Below are 19,361 nucleotides of genomic sequence, written 5' to 3'. Positions count from 1 at the left end.
CAACGTTGGCGGCATTGTCATTTATGGAGTCAGTCGATGAAACGCGAGCAGGTGCGGGAGCGCCATGCAGAAGGTCTTATATCTGCCACCCATGTGATTCAGAACCCGGCGAGCCCGGGCGAATGGATCGTCTTCTTCAAAAAAAGCGCCGGGCGCAGTTTTTTCCTGGTGGATGAGCAGGACGAAGTCGAGTCTTTCAGCCGTCTCGACGATTTGATCGAGACCATACGTGGCTTGGGGATCAAATTCGCCGAGATCCATATCTAGTTATTTACTTGCACACGACCAGGACGCTGCGGCTGGTGTAGTTGCCGACATCGACCCCCAGGGTCTTTTCGCTTTCCTTGGCTTGCGGCGTGCCATCGGTGCCGACGATGCGGTAGCCAGTACCGGCACAGGATGCATCAGCCTTTTCATAGCAGGTGGCCCAGGAATTGGCTTCGCCGGAGCAATCGATGGTCAGCCCCTGTTCGCCATTGTTCAAGTAGGTTTTTTCGGCAGAGGCACAGCCCGCCAAGGCCAGGACGGCAAACAGCGCCAGAAGTGTTTTCATCGAATCGTCATCAAGAAGGGAGGGGCAGGCCCGAGAGTATAGCGAATGGCCATTCCGGTACAGATAAACAAAGCCCCGTTCAATGCCGTGCGTCATTTACTTGAGGCGTGTCTGTTTACTTCTTGCGGCGAGGGCTGCGGGCCGGGGCCGTTTCACGTTCCTTGGTCGCCGGGGCCGAGCGGTCGTCCTGGAATACCGCCGCCACTTCTACCGCCATCGACTTGCTGGGCAGGGGGCCGGCGACCTGCTCGCCGTGGTAGTTGATAATCCACCATTGGCCGTCCTTGTCCTGGCTGACCGAATAACCGTTTGCGTTTTGTGTGACCGACATCTAACTGCCTCGTTGGCGGAATCAAGGGCGCCATGATACGTCAAATGCTCGCAAACAGCGCTCATGGGCGTACAGTGAGACCGCCGGACCCATCGAGACGAAAGGCGATTGAACTATCCGGCGTTTTTTATTTCTCTATGATGGCATCGGTTGGCCAGTGCGGGCATTGTAAGGTGCCCGCCGCCTGATTAGACTGCCCCGAAACTCGTACACACCGCCTTTTCAAGGACTTATATGATCAAGAAATGCTTGTTCCCAGCAGCCGGTTACGGTACTCGCTTCCTGCCAGCGACTAAAGCCATGCCCAAAGAAATGCTGCCGGTGGTGAACAAGCCACTGATCCAGTACGGCGTCGAAGAAGCCCTCGATGCGGGCCTGACGGAAATCTCCATCGTCACCGGTCGCGGCAAACGCGCCCTGGAAGACCATTTCGACATCAGCTACGAGCTGGAAAACCAGATCAAGGGCACCGACAAAGAGAAGTATCTGGTCGGCATCCGCAAACTGCTGGATGAGTGCTCGTTCTCCTACACTCGCCAGACCGAAATGAAAGGCCTGGGCCACGCGATCCTGACCGGCCGCCCGCTGATCGGTGACGAACCGTTCGCCGTGGTCCTGGCGGATGACTTGTGCGTCAACCTCGAAGGCGACGGCGTGCTGACCCAGATGGTCAAGCTGTACAAGCAGTTCCGCTGCTCCATCGTGGCGATCCAGGAAGTCGATCCGCAGGAAACCCACAAGTACGGGGTGATTGCTGGTGAAATGATCCGCGACGACATCTACCGCGTCCACAGCATGGTTGAAAAACCAAAGCCTGAAGATGCACCGTCGAACCTGGCGATCATCGGTCGCTACATCCTGACCCCGGACATCTTCGACCTGATCGAACAGACCGAGCCAGGCAAGGGCGGCGAAATCCAGATCACCGACGCCCTGATGAAGCAGGCCCAGAACGGCTGCGTCATGGCCTACAAGTTCAAAGGCAAGCGTTTCGACTGCGGCGGCGCCGAAGGCTACATCGACGCGACCAACTTCTGCTTCGAGAACTTCTACAAGACGGGCAAGGCTTACTGATAGCCTGGGCCATGCCTTGAAAAAAACGCCCCGACTGGTTCGGGGCGTTTTTTTTGCCCGGGGAAAAGTTGCTCGCAGATCACACAAGCAAACCCCCCTGTGGGAGTGCGCTTAACTTGAGCATTGCTGCCAATTCGATCCAGTCCAGCTGGCTTTTCCATTTTCCGCCCCCATAACCATCGCAACGCTGCCTCAGGTGAAAACAGCGGGTATGCTGATGGCCTGCCGAAGGAGATAGAGATGGCCTACGATTTTGACTTGTATGTGATTGGCGCCGGTTCCGGCGGTGTGCGGGCGGCGCGGTTCGCGGCCGGTTTTGGCGCGAAAGTGGCCGTGGCGGAGAGCCGCTACCTGGGTGGCACCTGCGTGAACGTGGGGTGCGTGCCCAAGAAGCTGCTGGTCTACGGCGCGCATTACGCCGAGGATTTCGAGCAAGCGTCGGCCTATGGTTGGACGGCGGGGGAGCCGAGTTTTGACTGGGCCACGCTGATCGCCAACAAGGACCGGGAAATCAATCGCCTCAACGGGATTTATCGCAACCTGCTGGTCAACAGCGGCGTTGTGCTGCACGAAGGTCACGCGAAAATCACCGGGCCCCATGAGGTCGAGATCAACGACCAACGCTATACCGCCAAGCACATCATGATCGCCACCGGCGGCTGGCCGGTGATCCCGGACATTCCGGGGCGCGAGCATGCCATCAGCTCCAACGAGGCGTTTTTCCTCAAGGAACTGCCCAAGCGCGTCATCGTGGTGGGCGGCGGCTACATTGCGGTGGAGTTCGCCGGGATTTTCCACGGCATGGGCGCGCAGACGTCACTGCTGTATCGCGGTGACCTGTTCCTGCGCGGCTTTGACGGTGCGGTGCGCAAGCACCTGGCGGAAGAGCTGACCCGGCGTGGCCTGGATCTGCAATTCAACGCGGACATCAAATCCATCGAAAAACTGGACGATGGCAGCCTCAGGGTAGAGCTCAAGGATGGCAAGACGTTGATCACCGATTGCGTGTTCTACGCCACTGGCCGGCGACCGATGCTCGACAATCTTGGCCTGGAGAACACCGCTGTCACAGTGGACGAGAAGGGTTTTGTCGTGGTCAACGAAAAATACGAGACCACTGAACCGTCGATCCTGGCCATTGGCGACGTGATCGGTCGCGTCCAGCTCACCCCCGTTGCCTTGGCCGAAGGCATGGCGGTGGCGCGGCGTCTGTTCAAGCCTGAGCAGTATCGCCTGGTGGATTACCGGATGATTCCCACCGCCGTGTTCAGCCTGCCGAACATCGGCACCGTGGGTCTGACCGAAGAGCAGGCCAGGGAGGAGGGCCATGAGGTTGAGATATTCGAAAGCCGCTTCCGGCCGATGAAGCTGAGCTTGACCGAATGCCAGGAGCGCACCCTGATGAAACTGGTGGTGAATGCCAAGACCGACAAGGTGCTGGGTTGCCATATGGTCGGGCCGGATGCCGGGGAAATCGTCCAAGGCTTGGCCATCGCCCTCAAGGCCGGCGCCACCAAGCGTGATTTCGACGAAACCATCGGCGTGCATCCAACCGCCGCCGAGGAATTCGTCACCATGCGTACCCCCGTAGCCTCCTGATCACCAAGCGAACATATGGCGAGCGCGCTTGCTCGCCATATTAAGTTTTCTTCTATTGATTTAGCTGCTGATAGCCAAAACCAATCATTCACATGAGGTTTGCCAATGAGCCAGCCCAGGAATGAGTGGATAAGATTCCCTCCATCAACTTTTCAACCCTGATGGAGAAACATCGATGCCTATCATCAACAGCCAAGTTAAACCGTTCAACGCTACCGCCTTCAAAAACGGCGAATTCGTCGAAGTATCGGACGCCAACCTGAAGGGCAAGTGGTCTGTCGTGTTCTTCTACCCAGCTGACTTCACCTTCGTTTGCCCAACCGAGCTGGAAGACCTGGCCGACAACTACGCCGAATTCCAGAAACTGGGCGTCGAAGTCTACAGCGTGTCGACCGACACCCACTTTGCCCACGCGGCCTGGCACAACACTTCGCCAGCCATCGGCAAGATCCAGTACACCATGATCGGCGACCCGACCCACGTTATCTCCCGCAACTTCGACGTGCTGATCGAAGAAGTCGGCCTGGCTGACCGCGGTACCTTCGTGATCAACCCACAAGGCCAGATCAAGATCGTTGAAATCAACGACGGCGGTGTAGGCCGTGACGCTTCCGAGCTGCTGCGCAAGGTCAAGGCCGCTCAGTACGTTGCCGCTCACCCGGGTGAAGTCTGCCCAGCCAAGTGGAAAGAAGGCGAGGCCACCCTGGCTCCGTCCCTGGACCTGGTCGGCAAGATCTAAACCTGTGAGTCATTCGAGGGCGATTCGCTCTTAATCAAGCAAGCCGCTTCGCCCCAAAAAACGCCTGGGCGAGATTCGCTCGGGCGTTGTTTTTTCTGAAAATCAAAAAATGGAAATCGCCCGTATGTTGGACGCCAATCTTAAAGCTCAGTTGAAGTCATACCTGGAACGGGTCACCCAGCCGATCGAGATCGTCGCCTCCCTCGACGACGGTGCGAAATCCCAGGAAATGCTTGCGTTACTCAAAGACGTTGCCAGTCTTTGCGACCAGATTACCTTGCTCGACAACGGCACCGACGGGCGCAAGCCATCGTTTTCGTTGAATCGCCCGGGAGCCGATATCAGCCTGCGTTTTGCCGGCATCCCCATGGGGCACGAATTCACTTCGCTGGTGTTGGCCTTGCTGCAAGTCGGCGGCCACCCTTCGAAGGCCAGTGTCGAAGTCATTGAACAGATTTGCTCCCTTAAAGGTGAGTTCAACTTCGAGACGTATTTTTCGCTGTCGTGCCAGAACTGCCCGGACGTGGTCCAGGCGCTGAACCTGATGGCGGTGCTCAACCCGAACATTCGTCACGTCGCTATCGATGGCGCGCTGTTCCAGGCCGAAGTCGATGAACGCCAGATCATGGCCGTGCCGAGCGTTTACCTGAACGGTGTGAACTTTGGCCAGGGCCGCATGGGCCTGGAGGAGATTCTTGCCAAGATCGACACCAGCGGCATCGAACGCCAGGCCGAGAAGATCAGCGCCAAAGAGGCTTTTGATGTGCTGGTGGTTGGCGGTGGCCCGGCCGGTGCTTCAGCGGCGATCTACGCGGCCCGTAAAGGCATCCGCACCGGTGTCGCGGCCGAGCGTTTCGGCGGTCAGGTGCTCGACACCATGGCCATCGAGAACTTCATCTCGGTCCAGGAAACCGAAGGGCCGAAACTGGCTGTCGCCCTGGAAGAGCACGTCAAGCAGTACGACGTGGACATCATGAACCTGCAACGCGCCGATGCATTGGTGTCTGGCAAGGATGGCGCGCTGCACGAAATCAGATTCGCCAGCGGTGCGAGCCTCAAGGCCAAGACCGTGATCCTGGCGACCGGTGCCCGCTGGCGCGAAATGAACGTGCCAGGTGAGCAGCAATATCGCAACAAGGGTGTGGCGTACTGCCCGCACTGTGACGGTCCGTTGTTCAAAGGCAAGCGCGTGGCGGTGATTGGCGGCGGTAACTCCGGCGTCGAAGCGGCCATCGACCTGGCCGGTATCGTGGCCCATGTCACCCTGCTGGAGTTCGATGTGCAATTGCGTGCCGACGCGGTGTTGCAACGCAAGCTGCACAGCCTGCCGAACGTGACGGTGATCACCAACGCCCAGACTACCGAAGTGACGGGCGATGGCCAGAAGGTCAACGGCTTGCGCTACAAGGACCGTCCAAGTGGTGAAGTGCGCGATGTGGCGCTGGAAGGGATCTTTGTGCAGATCGGCCTGTTACCCAACACCGATTGGCTCAAAGGCACCGTCGAGCTGTCGCCGCGTGGCGAGATCATCGTTGATGCCCGTGGTGAAACCTCGATCCCGGGGGTATTCGCCGCCGGTGACGTGACCACCGTGCCGTACAAGCAGATCGTGATCGCCGTGGGCGAGGGGGCCAAGGCTTCGCTGAGCGCCTTCGACCACCTGATCCGTACCTCTGCGCCGGCGTAAACAGCCGATAGCGGAAAAAACAAAACCCCATGGGCCATGGCTCATGGGGTTTTATTTTGGATCAAGCGTCACTCTGTGGGAGCGAGCTTGCTCGCGATAGCGGTGGTTCAGCCTGCATTCATGTTGAATGCACCGCCGTCATCGCGAGCAAGCTCGCTCCCACAGGGGGATGGTGGTGAGGTTTACAGCGGCGCAGGCTGGATGATTTCAACCCAGTAGCCATCCGGGTCTTTGATGAACGCCAGGCTTTTCATGCGGCCGTCGCTCAGGCGCTTCTGGAAATCGCAGCCCAGTGCTTCGAAGCGCTCGCAGGCCGCGACGATGTCCGGCACCGAGATGCAGATGTGGCCGAAGCCGCGCGGGTCGGTGTTGCCGTTGTGATAGGCGAATGCCGGATCACTTTCGGTGCCGTGGTTGTGGGTCAGCTCGAGGATGCCAGGGATCGACTTCATCCATTCGGTACGTGCGTCGGCTTCTGCTGGAATCTGGCTCTTGTCCACCAGGGCCAGGAAATACAAGCTGAATTCAGCTTCCGGGAAGTCGCGCTTCTCCACCAGCGAAAAACCCAGCACGCGGGTGTAGAAATCCAGTGACTGGGTGATGTCCTTGACCCGCAGCATGGTGTGGTTGAAAACGAATTTGGCGGTGGCGGCGTCAGGTTGTGCGGTGACGCCAGGGAAAGTATTGAGTTCTTGCAGGCTCATGGGCCCTCCGGAGAATAAGTGGGGCAAACGGCGTCGCAAATGTGCTGTGACGGTTCCTGGGCTTGCGTCAGATGGCTTCCATGCAGGTGCGCCCATGATACGCAAGGGACGTGGCATCGCCAAACCGCGTGTGGCTATTGCCTGGTTCTGCGGCGGGCTTCAGACTTTACGCTTCGTCCTTGAGTGCAACGCAATGATTCGACTGTTTCTTTCGCTGTTTGTCCTGCTGTTGGCCACCGCTGCGAGTGTCGGCGTCCAGGCAGGCCAGCCGCAGGTCGCATGGCCAGCGGGTTGGGTCGTCGAGCCGCTGCCCGCCGATGCACCTGCGCCGACGGCGGCGCCGGGAACCACTCGACAACGCGCGACCAAAAGCGATTCTGCGGGCAATGCGGTCATGGTCATGGAACTGACCGCAACGCCCGTCGGGCCCGATCATCAAGTCAACTTAGAAGGCGTTTTACTGGAAATGCGTAAGTCAATCCAAAAGGATTTTTTCCAGGGCGGTTATCAAAGTGTGTGTAACAGGATTCATTCTTCCATGTTGGGCGAGGTCACGGCCTTGGAAACCACTTGCACAATCACGCAGAACGGCCGACATGTGTTGTCTCAGACTCTCGTCGCGGCACTAAATGAGGGCCGGGCTTATGTGCTGTCCTATGCGGGACAGGCGCAGGTGTTTGTTGAAAGTCAGGATGAAATACAGTCGGTACGAAAGAGCCTGAAACTATAAGGCGAGCAGCGCAATACGCCATGGTGTGATCCAGAAGTTGATCCCATAAAAAAGCCCTGAATGTACTCAGGGCTTTTTTTCATCCAGGAGATTTCAACCACGCAACCAGGAATCAACGGTGCCCGCACCGTATTGTTCTTTCCAGGCTTTCAGGCCGCGATGGTTGCCGCCCTTGGTTTCGATCAACTCACCGGTATGCGGGTTCTGGTAAACCTTCACCACTCGCGCACGCCGGGTCTTAACGGGCTTGGTCGATTGCAGGCTGGTCTTGGACGGGTTCGGATCGAGGATCGCGACGATGTCGCGCAGGCTCTTGCCGTAGGTTTTCATCAGTCCCTGGAGCTTTTCTTCGAATTCGATTTCTTTCTTGAGCCCGGCATCGTTCTTCAGCGATTCCAGCTGCTTGAGCTGCTCTTGAAGGGCCTTTTCGGCTGCACGAAATTCAGCGAGTCTGGACAAAATCGTTACTCCAATCAGAATGTTTGGCTGATACCAACCGCAAACAAAGCTATAAGCCAAGTGCCTTGAAGCGACTCGGTGATAAATGACTCTCCTGCTGTCTAGCACAGGTAAAAAAATTGTAGTAGTTAATCAGGAAAGTGTAAATCGTAACTTTTTCGTTATGTAACAACAGCAAACGTTTTTATCCGTCGGCGGGTCATCGTCAATAGCCCGGCGGCGGGTAATTGCCATTAAGGGCGGTCAAGGCCTCAATGAAGTCCTGCCCGCTAATCGGTCGACCAAATAGAAAGCCCTGTAGGAAGTTCACCCCGTGGGCCGCCAGGTAGTCGCTTTGTTCGACGGTTTCGACGCCTTCGGCAACCATATTCAGGTCCAGCTTGCCCGACAGTTCGATGATGCTGTCGAGGATGTGGCGCGACAGGGCGTCGGCACCGATCATCGCGACAAAGCTCTGGTCGATCTTCAGGAAGTCCACATTGAACTGACGCAAATAACCCAGGCTGGAATGTCCGGTGCCGAAATCGTCGATGGCGATCTTCACCCCCAGCCCATGCAACTGTTCGAACAATTGGTGGGTGATGGGCGTAGGTTCGATCAGTTCGCGCTCGGTCAGCTCCAGCACCAGTGCAATCGCACCCGGTGGGAAGGCATCGAGAAACCGGCGGCAATCGTCCACCAGCGCCAGATCCTGGCAGTGGCGAGCGGTGATGTTGATGCCGACATGAAACGGCGCTTCCAGCAGAGGAGTCAGCGGTACCAGCAACTGCAGGGTTTGCTGCATCAATGCCCGGGTCATCGGCACGATCAAGCCGTTGTGTTCGGCGAACGGAATAAACAGGTCCGGGCGTACCAGGCCTTCGGTGGGATGGTTCCAGCGCATCAGCACTTCAACGCCAGCCCAGCGCTTGCTGTCGCTATGCACGATCGGTTGCAGGTACGGAACGAACTCTCCGGCTTCCAGGGCCCGTTGCAGTTCACGACTGGGAGAGGAGGTGCGTTGTTGCAGCCAGTGTCCGAGTGCTGCGGCGATGGCACCGAAGAAGATCAGCAGGCTGAACAGCGGTGGATACTCCCGGGCCATGTAACGCCAGACTTCCCCCTCATCAAAGCCGGCTTCAACATTGAATGGGTAGCGTGATGAGGCCAGGCCGCTCTGGGCAACCAGCAGCGCGGGCAGTGGGGTTTGTCGGACCTTGCCGTCCGCCGCCAGCCAGTTCGATCCTACTTGTAGCCGCAGTCGAGTCTGGCCGCCAATCAGATGCAGGGCATTGGCCAGGTAATAACCGTCGAGGGTCGCCAATACGCCTTGCTGGCCCTCGTTGAGCCGGTAGATCAGCAGCGCGGTGTCGGGCGTGACTGGGTTGCCATTCATGAGCCACAACGTGCCCTGGTGGTAATCGTCCGGATTGACCTTTTCCTCGAAGGCGCCGAACAACGAACTGCAATACAGGGTGTTGTCTCGTACCAGGTTGGTCGAACGGACAAAGGGCCGTCGTGTCACTTGTTCGCGTAACGCCAGCTTGACCGCCTCGCAAGGCTGGCCGGCCAGGGGCAGCAATTCACGAGACGACAACGCGGTGTTGTCGAGCATCAACTCGACCTGCTGGACCAGCTCTTGGGCAGTCTGCCGGGTGTGTTGCTCCAGCGTCCGTTCGGCCTGCATGTACAGGATGCCCAGCCCAGACAATATCGGCAGCAGGCCGCAGAGCAGGGTGATCAGGTAGCGACGGGGCCGCGTGCGCGAGCGTGTGGCGGTCAAGGGCATCTGCACAACCTGTGGCGTGAGGGAAAAGGGATCAAGGAGAGGACGCGTCGAATGCTGACCATGATAGATGGCCGGCCGGTTCCTTGCCCCGAGCGGTGTGAACACCTGTGATGGAGTGTGGGAGGGTGGCCTTGGGTTTTGTGGTCTCTGCAAATCCTCTGTGGGATCTGGAGACTCATGACTGCCGGGCCAGTTCGACAAAGGCCAGGGTGGCCGGTGAGGCCTGGCGGCTGTCCAATACCGCGAGGCCAATCTGGCGCGGAACTCGAGGTGACAATGGCCGTGTGACGAAGCCCGGGTTGGGGCCGCCCGGCAGCGAGCCTTCGGAAACCACGCTCACCGCCTCGCCGCGGCTGACGACATCCAGGGTGCTGAGCAGTTGCGAACAACGAAAGCGCACGTTTGGTGTAAGCCGGGCGGCATTGAACAGGCGCGACACCAGCTCCGACGATCCGGCCTCGGTGAGTACGAAGGGGTCGTTGCACAGGTCCTTGAGGCTCACGCTGGCCTGGGCGGCGAGGGGATGGGCGGTGGGGAGCAGGGCGACCATCTGATCCTCCATCAGCATGAACGTATCGAAACGGTCCTCGGGCAGCACCACAAAGCCGACGTCTATTCGTCGTTCATCCAGCCACTGGATGACTTGTCGGTCCGGTCCTTCGTCGATGTGCACCTCGATCCCCGGATGCAGCGCGCGGTAGCGCTGCAGGATGGCGGGCAGCAATTTCATCGACGAAGTCGGCCCGAACGAACCGATGCGCAAGGTGCCACGGCGCATGCCTCGGGCGTCGGCGGCTTCCTGGCGCAAGGTGTTGGCCAACCCGAGCATGGCCCGGGCCCGCAGCAGCAATTGCTCGCCAATGTCGCTGAGTTCCACCGCAGACTGATGACGCCTGAGCAGTTCCACGCCCAACTCTTGTTCCAGGGATTTGATGGCGTGGGACACCGCCGACTGGCCGATGCCCAATCGCGTTGCCGCGGCGGTGAAGCCACGCAGCTCGGCGACCAGGGAGAAGATTTCGAGTTGGGTGAGGGTCATGAGTGATTGCTCATTTTACGATGACCAAGCATGAGGTAAACAATACGACATCTCAAGCGCACAAGGACTGTGGTGCCAGGAGCTTTTCTGGGGCGAGGGAGCTTGCTCCCTCGCCCCAGGTATTTGTTTGATTCAACGGGTGAACCATGAAAACCTTCGAACAAACCATCCCAACGCCCTCAGACCTGCCGGTCTACCTGAAGCTCGCCATGGTCACCATGATCTGGGGCGGCACCTTCGTCGCTGGCAGGATCCTTTCCGATGCCCTGGCGCCTCTGTTCGCCGCCAGCCTGCGTTTCCTGCTGGCGAGTGTCGCGTTGCTGCTGTTTCTCGCCGTGGCCGGGATCCCGCTGGCCAGGCCCAGCGTGAAGCAAGGGCTGCAATTGGCTGCCCTGGGGTTCTTCGGTATTTTCTTCTATAACCTGTGCTTCTTTTACGGCCTGCAGTACATCAATGCGTCGCGCGCCTCATTGATCGTCGCCTTGAATCCGGCGGTGATCGGACTGGCGTCCTGGTGGTTGTTCAAGGAGCGGCTGAGCCGCTTGAAAGTGGCGGGCATCGTGCTGTGCATCGGCGGGGCAGGGTTGGTGATCGTCAGTCGCGATCCGTCTTTGTTGCAGGGTTCGGCGCAGAGCTGGATCGGCGACCTGCTGATTTTTGGTTGCGTGCTGGGCTGGGGCATCTATTCACTGTTTTCCAGAAACCTGAACGAAAGCCTTGGCCCCCTGCAGACCGTAACCTGGTCGATTCTGCTGGGCACGTTGATGTTGTGGCTGGCCTGCGCGGCCGGGGGCGAGATTCGCTTCGAAGCACTGCGCGGGCTGGACATCCGCCAATGGCTGAGCTTGCTGTACCTCGGCGTACTGGGTTCGGCTTTGGCCTACATCGCCTGGTACGACGGCATTCGTCGGATTGGCGCGACCCGTTCCGGCGTGTTTATCGCCCTCAATCCGCTGACGGCGGTGCTGCTGGGAGCGCTGCTATTGGACGAACGGCTCACAGCCTTGATGTGTGTAGGCGGGGGCGTGATCCTGGTGGGCATTTTCCTGTGCAACAAACCCCTTGCGCGCTCGGCGGAAAAGACGATTTGATACAGAAGGCGGACAAACCTGGTTACGCTGTGTAGAATCGATTTACGCATATAAGAATAAACGTCTTCTGGCAGCAGAAGCCTCGCCCGCAAGAGCCTTGGGTCGACAATGAAGATACTTGGGTTTCAACTGATCTATGGCGATTTCCTCGCCCGCAGCGTTCGCGGCATTTCCTGCGCGCCACCGCACGCCCTCAGCATGGCCAGCAACTAACGTTCCTGTTACTTGATAAGCATGATGAGGCGCCGACATGGCAGATCTATACGAAAACCCGATGGGCCTGATGGGTTTTGAATTCATCGAATTCGCATCCCCAACACCCAACACCCTGGAGCCGATCTTCGAGATCATGGGCTTCACCAAAGTGGCCTCCCACCGCTCCAAGGATGTGCATCTGTATCGCCAGGGTGCGATCAACCTGATCCTCAACAACGAACCCCACAGTGTGGCCTCGTACTTCGCGGCCGAGCACGGCCCGTCGGTATGCGGCATGGCGTTCCGGGTCAAGGACTCGCAACAGGCCTACAAGCGTGCCCTGGAACTTGGCGCCCAGCCGATCCACATCGAAACCGGCCCGATGGAGCTGAACCTGCCGGCGATCAAAGGCATTGGCGGCGCGCCGCTGTACCTGATCGACCGTTTTGGCGAAGGCAGCTCGATCTATGACATCGACTTCGTGTTCATCGAGGGCGTTGAGCGTAACCCGGTGGGCGCGGGCCTGAAAATCATCGACCACCTGACCCACAACGTCTATCGCGGACGCATGGCCTACTGGGCCGGCTTCTACGAGAAGCTGTTCAACTTCCGCGAGATCCGTTATTTCGACATCAAGGGCGAATACACCGGCCTGACCTCCAAGGCCATGACAGCCCCGGATGGCATGATCCGCATCCCGTTGAACGAAGAGTCGTCCAAGGGCGCCGGGCAGATCGAAGAGTTCCTGATGCAGTTCAACGGCGAAGGCATCCAGCACGTGGCATTCCTCACCGATGACCTGATCAAAACCTGGGATAAGCTGAAAAGCATCGGCATGCGCTTCATGACCGCGCCGCCGGACACCTATTACGAAATGCTCGAAGGCCGCCTGCCGAACCACGGCGAGCCGGTGGACGAACTGCAAGCGCGGGGCATTCTGCTGGACGGTGCTTCCGAGCAGGGCGACAAGCGCCTGCTGCTGCAGATCTTTTCGGAAACCCTGATGGGGCCGGTGTTCTTCGAATTCATCCAGCGCAAGGGCGACGATGGTTTCGGCGAAGGCAACTTCAAGGCGCTGTTCGAGTCCATCGAGCGTGACCAGGTGCGACGTGGGGTGCTGGCTACCGATTAAGGCCTGAACCCAATAAAAAGCCCGCCCGGCAGTGATGTCGGGCGGGCTTTTTATTGCCAATACAGAACCCCTGTGGGGGCGATGTGAGCCTTAAGACCGGCGTCGCTGCCGCGTCAGGTGCTTGAACCCTTCGAATACCAGCACCGCCACCGCGATCCAGATGGGGATGTAGGTCAGCCATTCACTGGTCTGGATGCTTTCGCCCAACAGCAGCGCAACGCCCAGCAGCAATACCGGCTCGACATAACTCAACAGGCCGAACAGGCTGAACGGCAGCAGTCGACTGGCGAGGATGTAGGTCACCAGGGCCGAAGCGCTGATGACTCCGAGCACCGGAATCAATAGCGACAGCCTGGGGTATTGATCGAACACATTGAAGCCTTGCTCACCGCTCTGCACGAACCAGAGCGCCAGTGGCAGCATCAGGGTCATGTCCAGCCAGAGCCCGCCCAGGTTGTCGGTCTTGATGCGTTTGCGCAGGATGAAGTAGATCGGGTAGCCCAGCACCACGAGCAAGGTGGCCCAGGAAAAACCGCCCACTTGGTACACCTCGTTGAACACGCCAAGGGTGGCAAGGAACACGGCGACTTTCTGCAAGTACGACAGGCGTTCGCCGTAGACGATGCGACCGGTCAGCACCATCGACAGCGGCAGCAGGAAATACCCCAGCGACACGTCCAGGCTGTAGCCGTTGAGCGGTGCCCACATGAACAGCCACAGCTGCGCACCCATCAGTGCCGAAGAGGCGATCGCCGCGATCAACAGCCGTGGCGTGGCGATCAGGCGCCGGACCAACTGCGTAACGAGGCTCCACTCCCGGGCCAGCAGCATGAACACCGTCATGCACGGCATCGTCAGTAGCATGCGCCAGCCGAATATCTCCAGGCCGGTCAGCGGTGAGAGCAGTGACGTGTAGTAGTACATGACGGCGAACAGCACAGAGGCCGAGACCGATAGAGCGATGCCTTTGGACACTGAAGCCTCTGTTGACGGAAATGAAGCAGGGTTGTGGCGAGGGAGCAAGCTCCCTCGCCACGATTATTTCAGGAAAGGGCTTAAACTGTACGCGGCACCCGCCCCGACACGAAATGGCCGACGTCATTGAACCCCGGCGTCGAGGCATGCCCCGGGGTCACCAGCGAATCAATGAAGGCTTCATCCTCTGCCGTGATTTCCACCGCCTGCGCCTTGGTGTACCCGTCCCACTGTTCCTCGGTGCGCGGTCCGACGATGGCCGAGGTCACGGCGCGATTGTTCAGCACCCAGGCAATGGCGAACTCGACGATGCCCACGCCCCGGTCCTGGGTGTATTGCTGGATCTGCTGGGCAATGCGCAGGGATTCAACGCGCCATTCGGTTTCCAGGATGCGTTTATCCTGGCGGCCGGCACGGCTGTTGGCGTCTGGCGCCACGTCCGGCGCGTACTTGCCGCTGAGCACGCCGCGGGCGAGGGGGCTGAAGGGCACCACGCCGAGGCCATAATTCTGCGCAGCGGTGATCTGCTCGGTTTCTGCCTGGCGGTTGACGATGTTGTACAGCGGCTGGCTGATCACCGGCCGGTCGATGCCCAGGCTGTCGGCGATCCGGATCACCTCGGCGATGCGCCAACCCCGGTAGTTCGACAGGCCCCAATAGCGGATTTTGCCCTGGCGAATCAAATCGCCAATGGCCGACACCGTGACCTCAAGCGGCGTATTGTGGTCTTCGCGATGCAGGTAATAGATGTCCAGGTAGTCGGTGCCCAGGCGCGTCAGGCTGGCCTCGATGCCATTGAAAATGTGCTTGCGGCTCAGGCCGCTGCGGTTGGGCACGCCGTCCGGTGGGCCGAAGCCGACCTTGGTGGCCAGCACCCATTCCTGGCGGCGACGGGCGATCGCCTCGCCGACGATCTCTTCGGAACGGCCGTTGGTGTAGACGTCCGCCGTGTCGATGAAATTGATGCCCTGGTCCCAGGCCTTGTCGATGATCCGCAGCGAGTCCTCGGTGCTGGTCTGTTCGCCGAACATCATGGTGCCCAGGGTCAGTGTCGAGACTTGCAACCCGGAATGGCCTAGCGTGCGGTAGCTCATGACGAAATCCTTTTGCCGGAGAGAAAGGCCCAATCAAACCCCAGAACCACCGCTTGGATCAAACACAATTCTCAAACACCCCCAAATCAACTGTGGGAGCGGGCTTGCTCGCGAAAGCGGTGTATCCGTCAACATCAATGGTGCCTGACACGACGCCTTCGCGAGCAAGCCCGCTCCCACAAGGGGATTTGCGTCAGGCCCGCAGGGTGCGGGTCATGCGCAACGCCAGCAGGCTGCCGCCGACAATCACCGCCGCCAGCAGGTACAGCGCCGCATCGGTCGAGCCAGTGGCGTCCTTGACCCAACCCACCAGGTACGGGCTCAGGAAACCGGCCATCTGGCCCATGGAGTTGATCAAGGCCAACCCACCGGCTGCCGCACCCGCGCTGAGCATCGCGGTGGGCACCGGCCAGAACATCGGCAGACCGGTGAGGGCGCCCATGGTGGCGATGGACAGGCCGAGGATGGCGATGGCCGGGGTGGCGGCGAAGTTGACGGCAATCAGCAGCCCGACCGCGCCCATCAGCATCGGCACCACCAGATGCCAACGACGCTCCTTATGCAGGTCCGCCGAACGGCCCACCAGCAACATAAACACCGCCGCCAGCAGATAGGGGATCGCACTCAGCCAGCCAATTACCAGGTTATCGCTGAAACCCAGGCTCTTGATGATTGACGGCAGCCAGAAGTTGATCGCGTACACGCCGCTCTGGATGCAGAAGTACACCAGGCCAAAGGCCCAGATTACCGGGTTCTTGAACACCGCCAGCAGGGAGTCGGTGGTGGTTTTCGGTTTATTCGCCAGGTCTTCGGCATGGTCCGCGGTGAGCACGGCGCGCTCCTGGTCGGTCAGCCACTTGGCGTTGGCGAAGGTGTCGCTGAGCAGGAAAAACGCCAGCGCCCCGAGGATCACCGTCGGGATGCCTTGCAGCAGGAACATCCACTGCCAACCCGCCAGGCCGCCCTGGCCGGCGGCGAAGTGATTGAGGATCCAGCCGGAAAACGGGCTGCCGAGCAGGCCGGACACCGGAATGGCCGACATGAACAAGGCCATGATCCGGCCGCGTCGGAACGTCGGGAACCATTGCGAGAGATACAGCACCACGCCAGGAAAGAATCCGGCTTCAGCCGCGCCGGTAAACAGCCGCAAGGTATAGAACTCGGTGGGCGTGGTGACGAACAGCAGGCAGGTCGATAGGGTGCCCCAGGTGATCATCATCAGCGCGATCCAGCGCCGCGGGCCGAATCGGGTCAGGGCCAGATTGCTCGGCACGCCACACAGTACGTAGCCGATGAAAAAGATCCCGGCACCGAGGCCGTACACGGTTTCGCTGAATTTCAAGGCATCGAGCATCTGCAACTTGGCGAAGCCAACGTTGACCCGGTCGAGGTAGTTGAACAGGTAGCAGATGAAGATAAACGGGATCAAGCGCAGGGTAATGCGCTTGTAGACGGTGTTTTTTTCGTCGGGGGTAGCCAGGAGGGCTGCTGCGCTCTGGGACATGGAGGGTCTCTCTTTATTATGATTTTTTGCGAGCCAAGGGGTAACGTTGACTGCCCCTGGAGTCTCGGCCAGCCCGAGGTCTCGTGTCTTTGTGCCTGAGCACAGGGTTTGAATGCGGACCCTGTGCGCCTGACCAATCCCATGCTCAAAACAACAACCCACGCCGCTTGCAAGGAACACCGTCCATGTTCGAACTTGATCACGACCTGGCGCAGGACATCGTCGACCGGGCGATGGCGATCCTGCCCTATAACGTCAACGTCATGGACAACCAGGGCCTGATTCTTGGCAGTGGCGAGCGTGAGCGGGTCAATACCCGTCACGAGGGTGCGCAACTGGTCCTGGCCAATGGCCGGGTGGTGGAAATCGACGAGCACACCGCGATGCACCTCAAGGGCGTGCAGCCGGGAATCAACCTGCCATTGATGCTCGATCAACGCCTGATTGGGGTGTTGGGCATCACCGGCGAGCCAGCGCAACTGCGCACCTACGCCGAACTGGTGCGCATGACCGCCGAAATGTTGGTGGGCCAGCGCAACCAACAGGCCGAACAGCAGTGGCGCCGACAACGTTGCGATGACTTGCTGGCGCTGCTGCTGGGCGACGCCGGGGACTCGCCACGGCTGTTGGACGAAGCGCGGCAGATGGGCCTCAAGCCGCAATTGTCGCGGGTGCCCTATCTGTTCGAGCTGGGACTGGAGCACGGGCCTGGGCAGACCGTCGAGGCGCTGAGCGCCTGGCTGATGTCCCGTTACCCCGACAGTTGGTGCCTGACCTCGTCCACGTCTTCCTTGCTCTGGTGCCGACCGGTCACCGCTTCGGTGGAGAACGAGCGGCTGCTGGGCAAGCTCGACGGGCTGGGTTGGAACATTCTGCGGGTGGCGGTGGGTGGCCAGGCCGAAGGGCTGACGGGGCTGCGTCGTTGCTACCGACGGGTGGCGGACCTGTTGGCCTATGGGCGTGATGTGTTGCCACAAGTGCGCTTGTTGAACCTCAACCGTTATCGCCTGCCGGTCCTGCTCTGGCGCCACCGCAGCGACGATGCCCTGGACGAATTGCTCAGCCCGTTGCGCAAGGTCATCGCCAAGGACAGCAACGGCCAGTTGCTCGCCACCCTGCGCAGTTGGTGCGAACACGACGGCCAGAGCCAGGCCTGCGCCGACGCCCTGGGTATCCACCGCAACAGCTTGCGCTACCGTATGGAACGCATCGCCGAGCTGAGCGGCGTGGATCCGCTGCGGTTGGATGGGATGTTGGCGTTGTACCTGGGGGTTCAGTTGTTGCCGCAGACCGCAGATCCAGCCACATAACCTGTGGGAGCGAGCTTGCTCGCGATAGAGGCCAACCGCCTCAAGCCGAATCTCCCGGCCAAACCGATCTTTGTGAAATTGAACAATAATGCCCAGTGTCTTTTGTGCGGTGGACCGGCGTCATGGCTGCGGTCAGCTGGCAGCATGCTGTGCATCGGAACCGGAGAATAATATGAAAATAGTCATCGCCCCCGACTCGTTCAAGGATAGCCTCAGCGCCCAGGACGTAGCCGATGCCATCGCCCAGGGGCTGGCCCAGGTCTGGCCGCAGGCGCAGTTGCTCAAGTGCCCGATGGCCGACGGCGGGGAGGGGACGGTGGCATCGGTGCTGGCCGCCTGCAACGGTGAGTGGCGCCGCACCCGGGTCCGCGGCCCCCTGGGTGTTGCCGTCGAGGCGCGTTGGGGCTGGTTGGCCGAGAGTCGCACGGCGATCATCGAGATGGCCGAGGCCAGTGGCTTGCAGTTGGTCCCGCCGGAGCAACGCGATGCCTGTTCCAGCAGCACCTATGGCACTGGCGAGTTGATTCGCGCCGCCCTGGATGAAGGCGCCGGGCGAGTGATCCTGGCGATCGGCGGCAGCGCCACCAACGATGCCGGTGCCGGTGCAATGCAGGCCCTGGGCGTGGCGTTGCTGGATGTACACAACCAACCCCTGCCTCCCGGCGGCCTGGCCCTGGCGAACCTGTCGCGCATTGACCTGGGCGGCCTGGATCCGCGCCTGGCCCAGGTCAGCTTCGAGATCGCCGCCGACGTCGATAACCCGTTGTGCGGGCCCCATGGCGCATCCGCCGTTTTCGGTCCGCAGAAGGGCGCCTCTGCCCTGCAGGTGCGGGAACTGGACCGGGCCCTGGGGCATTTTGCCGAACACTGTGCCCAGGCGTTGAATAAAGATGTACGGGATGAGCCGGGCAGCGGCGCCGCCGGTGGCCTGGGGTTCGCGGCCAAGGCGTTCCTGGGCGCACAATTTCGTACTGGCGTGGAAGTCGTCGCCCAATTGACCGGACTGGCCGCTGCGATCAATGGCGCCGACCTGGTGATCACCGGCGAAGGCCGTTTCGACGCCCAGACCCTGCGCGGCAAAACCCCCTTTGGTGTGGCCCGCATTGCTCGCCAGCATGGCGTACCGGTGCTGGTCATCGCCGGCACGCTGGGGGAGGGCTACCAGGCGCTGTACGAGCACGGCATCGACGCGGCCTTTGCCCTGGCCAGCGGGCCGATGACATTGCAAGAAGCCTGTGCCGATGCCCCGCGCCTGCTGAGTGAGCGCGCCCAGGACATCGCCCGGCTGTGGCGGGTGGCCGCCCGCTAACCGTCACCCCGTACAAAACCCGTGGCGAGGGAGCAAGCGTGCGCGCCACACCCATCGCAAAACCGTCG

The 19,361-nt window shown here is 60.1% G+C and carries 19 protein-coding genes; 10 read left to right on the top strand and 9 right to left on the bottom strand.

Annotated features, from left to right (window positions below):
• The first annotated feature begins 36 nt into the window (after positions 1-36).
• Positions 37-267, top strand: coding sequence for a hypothetical protein (locus ACWNZ1_RS06720; protein ID WP_135844920.1), 231 nt, complete (start codon positions 37-39; stop codon positions 265-267).
• Between the two features lie 4 nt (positions 268-271).
• On the opposite strand, the gene ACWNZ1_RS06715 is transcribed toward ACWNZ1_RS06720, so the two are convergent.
• Positions 272-553, bottom strand: a complete 282-nt coding sequence (locus ACWNZ1_RS06715) for a hypothetical protein (RefSeq protein ID WP_135844921.1) — start codon at positions 551-553, stop codon at positions 272-274.
• A gap of 115 nt (positions 554-668) precedes the next feature.
• A complete protein-coding gene (locus tag ACWNZ1_RS06710) occupies positions 669-884 on the bottom strand; it encodes a hypothetical protein (protein WP_135844922.1) in 216 nt (71 codons plus the stop codon).
• A gap of 234 nt (positions 885-1,118) precedes the next feature.
• Here ACWNZ1_RS06710 and galU point away from each other — a divergent pair, with 234 nt between their 5' ends.
• The 4 genes from galU to ahpF all read left to right on the top strand — a co-directional run bounded on the left by galU (position 1,119) and on the right by ahpF (position 5,983).
• Positions 1,119-1,958: a UTP--glucose-1-phosphate uridylyltransferase GalU gene (gene galU / locus ACWNZ1_RS06705; RefSeq protein ID WP_007900040.1), complete on the top strand. Its 840-nt coding sequence runs from the start codon at positions 1,119-1,121 to the stop codon at positions 1,956-1,958.
• 240 nt (positions 1,959-2,198) lie between these two features.
• Entirely contained in the window at positions 2,199-3,557 is a 1,359-nt protein-coding gene (gene gorA, locus ACWNZ1_RS06700; protein WP_135844923.1) for a glutathione-disulfide reductase, read from the top strand.
• Between the two features lie 175 nt (positions 3,558-3,732).
• Positions 3,733-4,296, top strand: a complete 564-nt coding sequence (gene ahpC / locus ACWNZ1_RS06695; RefSeq protein ID WP_135844924.1) for an alkyl hydroperoxide reductase subunit C — start codon at positions 3,733-3,735, stop codon at positions 4,294-4,296.
• Positions 4,297-4,420: 124 nt separating this feature from the next.
• A complete protein-coding gene (gene ahpF / locus ACWNZ1_RS06690) occupies positions 4,421-5,983 on the top strand; it encodes an alkyl hydroperoxide reductase subunit F (protein WP_256452649.1) in 1,563 nt (520 codons plus the stop codon).
• A 182-nt stretch (positions 5,984-6,165) separates the two neighbouring features.
• Here the strand turns inward: ahpF and gloA are convergent, their stop codons facing one another.
• Complete coding sequence (gene gloA / locus ACWNZ1_RS06685; RefSeq protein ID WP_135844926.1) at positions 6,166-6,687, bottom strand: lactoylglutathione lyase; 522 nt, start codon at positions 6,685-6,687, stop codon at positions 6,166-6,168.
• 193 nt (positions 6,688-6,880) lie between these two features.
• On the opposite strand from gloA, the gene ACWNZ1_RS06680 reads away from it, so the two are divergent.
• Positions 6,881-7,417 carry a DUF4946 domain-containing protein gene (locus ACWNZ1_RS06680; protein WP_135847979.1) on the top strand — a complete coding sequence of 179 codons (537 nt, stop codon included), beginning with the start codon at positions 6,881-6,883 and terminating at the stop codon, positions 7,415-7,417.
• Between the two features lie 93 nt (positions 7,418-7,510).
• On the opposite strand, the gene ACWNZ1_RS06675 is transcribed toward ACWNZ1_RS06680, so the two are convergent.
• From ACWNZ1_RS06675 to ACWNZ1_RS06665, 3 genes are all read right to left on the bottom strand, one after another.
• Positions 7,511-7,876, bottom strand: coding sequence for a histone-like nucleoid-structuring protein, MvaT/MvaU family (locus tag ACWNZ1_RS06675; protein WP_135844927.1), 366 nt, complete (start codon positions 7,874-7,876; stop codon positions 7,511-7,513).
• Positions 7,877-8,081: 205 nt separating this feature from the next.
• On the bottom strand, positions 8,082-9,644 hold the full coding sequence (locus ACWNZ1_RS06670; protein WP_135844928.1) for an EAL domain-containing protein: 1,563 nt from the start codon (positions 9,642-9,644) through the stop codon (positions 8,082-8,084).
• A gap of 175 nt (positions 9,645-9,819) precedes the next feature.
• Entirely contained in the window at positions 9,820-10,683 is an 864-nt protein-coding gene (locus ACWNZ1_RS06665; protein WP_456027505.1) for a LysR family transcriptional regulator, read from the bottom strand.
• Positions 10,684-10,829: 146 nt separating this feature from the next.
• Between ACWNZ1_RS06665 and ACWNZ1_RS06660 the strand changes: the two genes are divergently transcribed.
• Positions 10,830-11,774, top strand: a complete 945-nt coding sequence (locus ACWNZ1_RS06660; protein ID WP_256452651.1) for a DMT family transporter — start codon at positions 10,830-10,832, stop codon at positions 11,772-11,774.
• Between the two features lie 250 nt (positions 11,775-12,024).
• A complete protein-coding gene (gene hppD / locus ACWNZ1_RS06655) occupies positions 12,025-13,101 on the top strand; it encodes a 4-hydroxyphenylpyruvate dioxygenase (RefSeq protein WP_135844931.1) in 1,077 nt (358 codons plus the stop codon).
• Positions 13,102-13,191: 90 nt separating this feature from the next.
• On the opposite strand, the gene rarD is transcribed toward hppD, so the two are convergent.
• From rarD to ACWNZ1_RS06640, 3 genes are all read right to left on the bottom strand, one after another.
• Complete coding sequence (rarD, locus tag ACWNZ1_RS06650; RefSeq protein WP_256452652.1) at positions 13,192-14,076, bottom strand: EamA family transporter RarD; 885 nt, start codon at positions 14,074-14,076, stop codon at positions 13,192-13,194.
• Between the two features lie 80 nt (positions 14,077-14,156).
• Positions 14,157-15,170, bottom strand: coding sequence for an aldo/keto reductase (locus tag ACWNZ1_RS06645; protein ID WP_135844933.1), 1,014 nt, complete (start codon positions 15,168-15,170; stop codon positions 14,157-14,159).
• A gap of 193 nt (positions 15,171-15,363) precedes the next feature.
• Positions 15,364-16,674 (bottom strand): MFS transporter, encoded by a 1,311-nt coding sequence (locus ACWNZ1_RS06640; RefSeq protein WP_135844934.1) that lies wholly within the window; start codon positions 16,672-16,674, stop codon positions 15,364-15,366.
• Between the two features lie 185 nt (positions 16,675-16,859).
• Between ACWNZ1_RS06640 and ACWNZ1_RS06635 the strand changes: the two genes are divergently transcribed.
• Together ACWNZ1_RS06635 and ACWNZ1_RS06630 are read left to right on the top strand one after the other, a co-directional pair.
• Positions 16,860-17,984, top strand: a complete 1,125-nt coding sequence (locus ACWNZ1_RS06635) for a sugar diacid recognition domain-containing protein (RefSeq protein ID WP_280944868.1) — start codon at positions 16,860-16,862, stop codon at positions 17,982-17,984.
• Positions 17,985-18,156: 172 nt separating this feature from the next.
• Positions 18,157-19,293, top strand: a complete 1,137-nt coding sequence (locus ACWNZ1_RS06630; RefSeq protein ID WP_456027504.1) for a glycerate kinase — start codon at positions 18,157-18,159, stop codon at positions 19,291-19,293.
• Positions 19,294-19,361 lie beyond the last annotated feature (68 nt).

Source organism: Pseudomonas sp. CFBP 5748 (assembly GCF_053850495.1).
The sequence above is the reverse complement of the archived record's forward strand: the minus strand, read 5'-3'. Positions and strand labels throughout refer to the sequence as shown.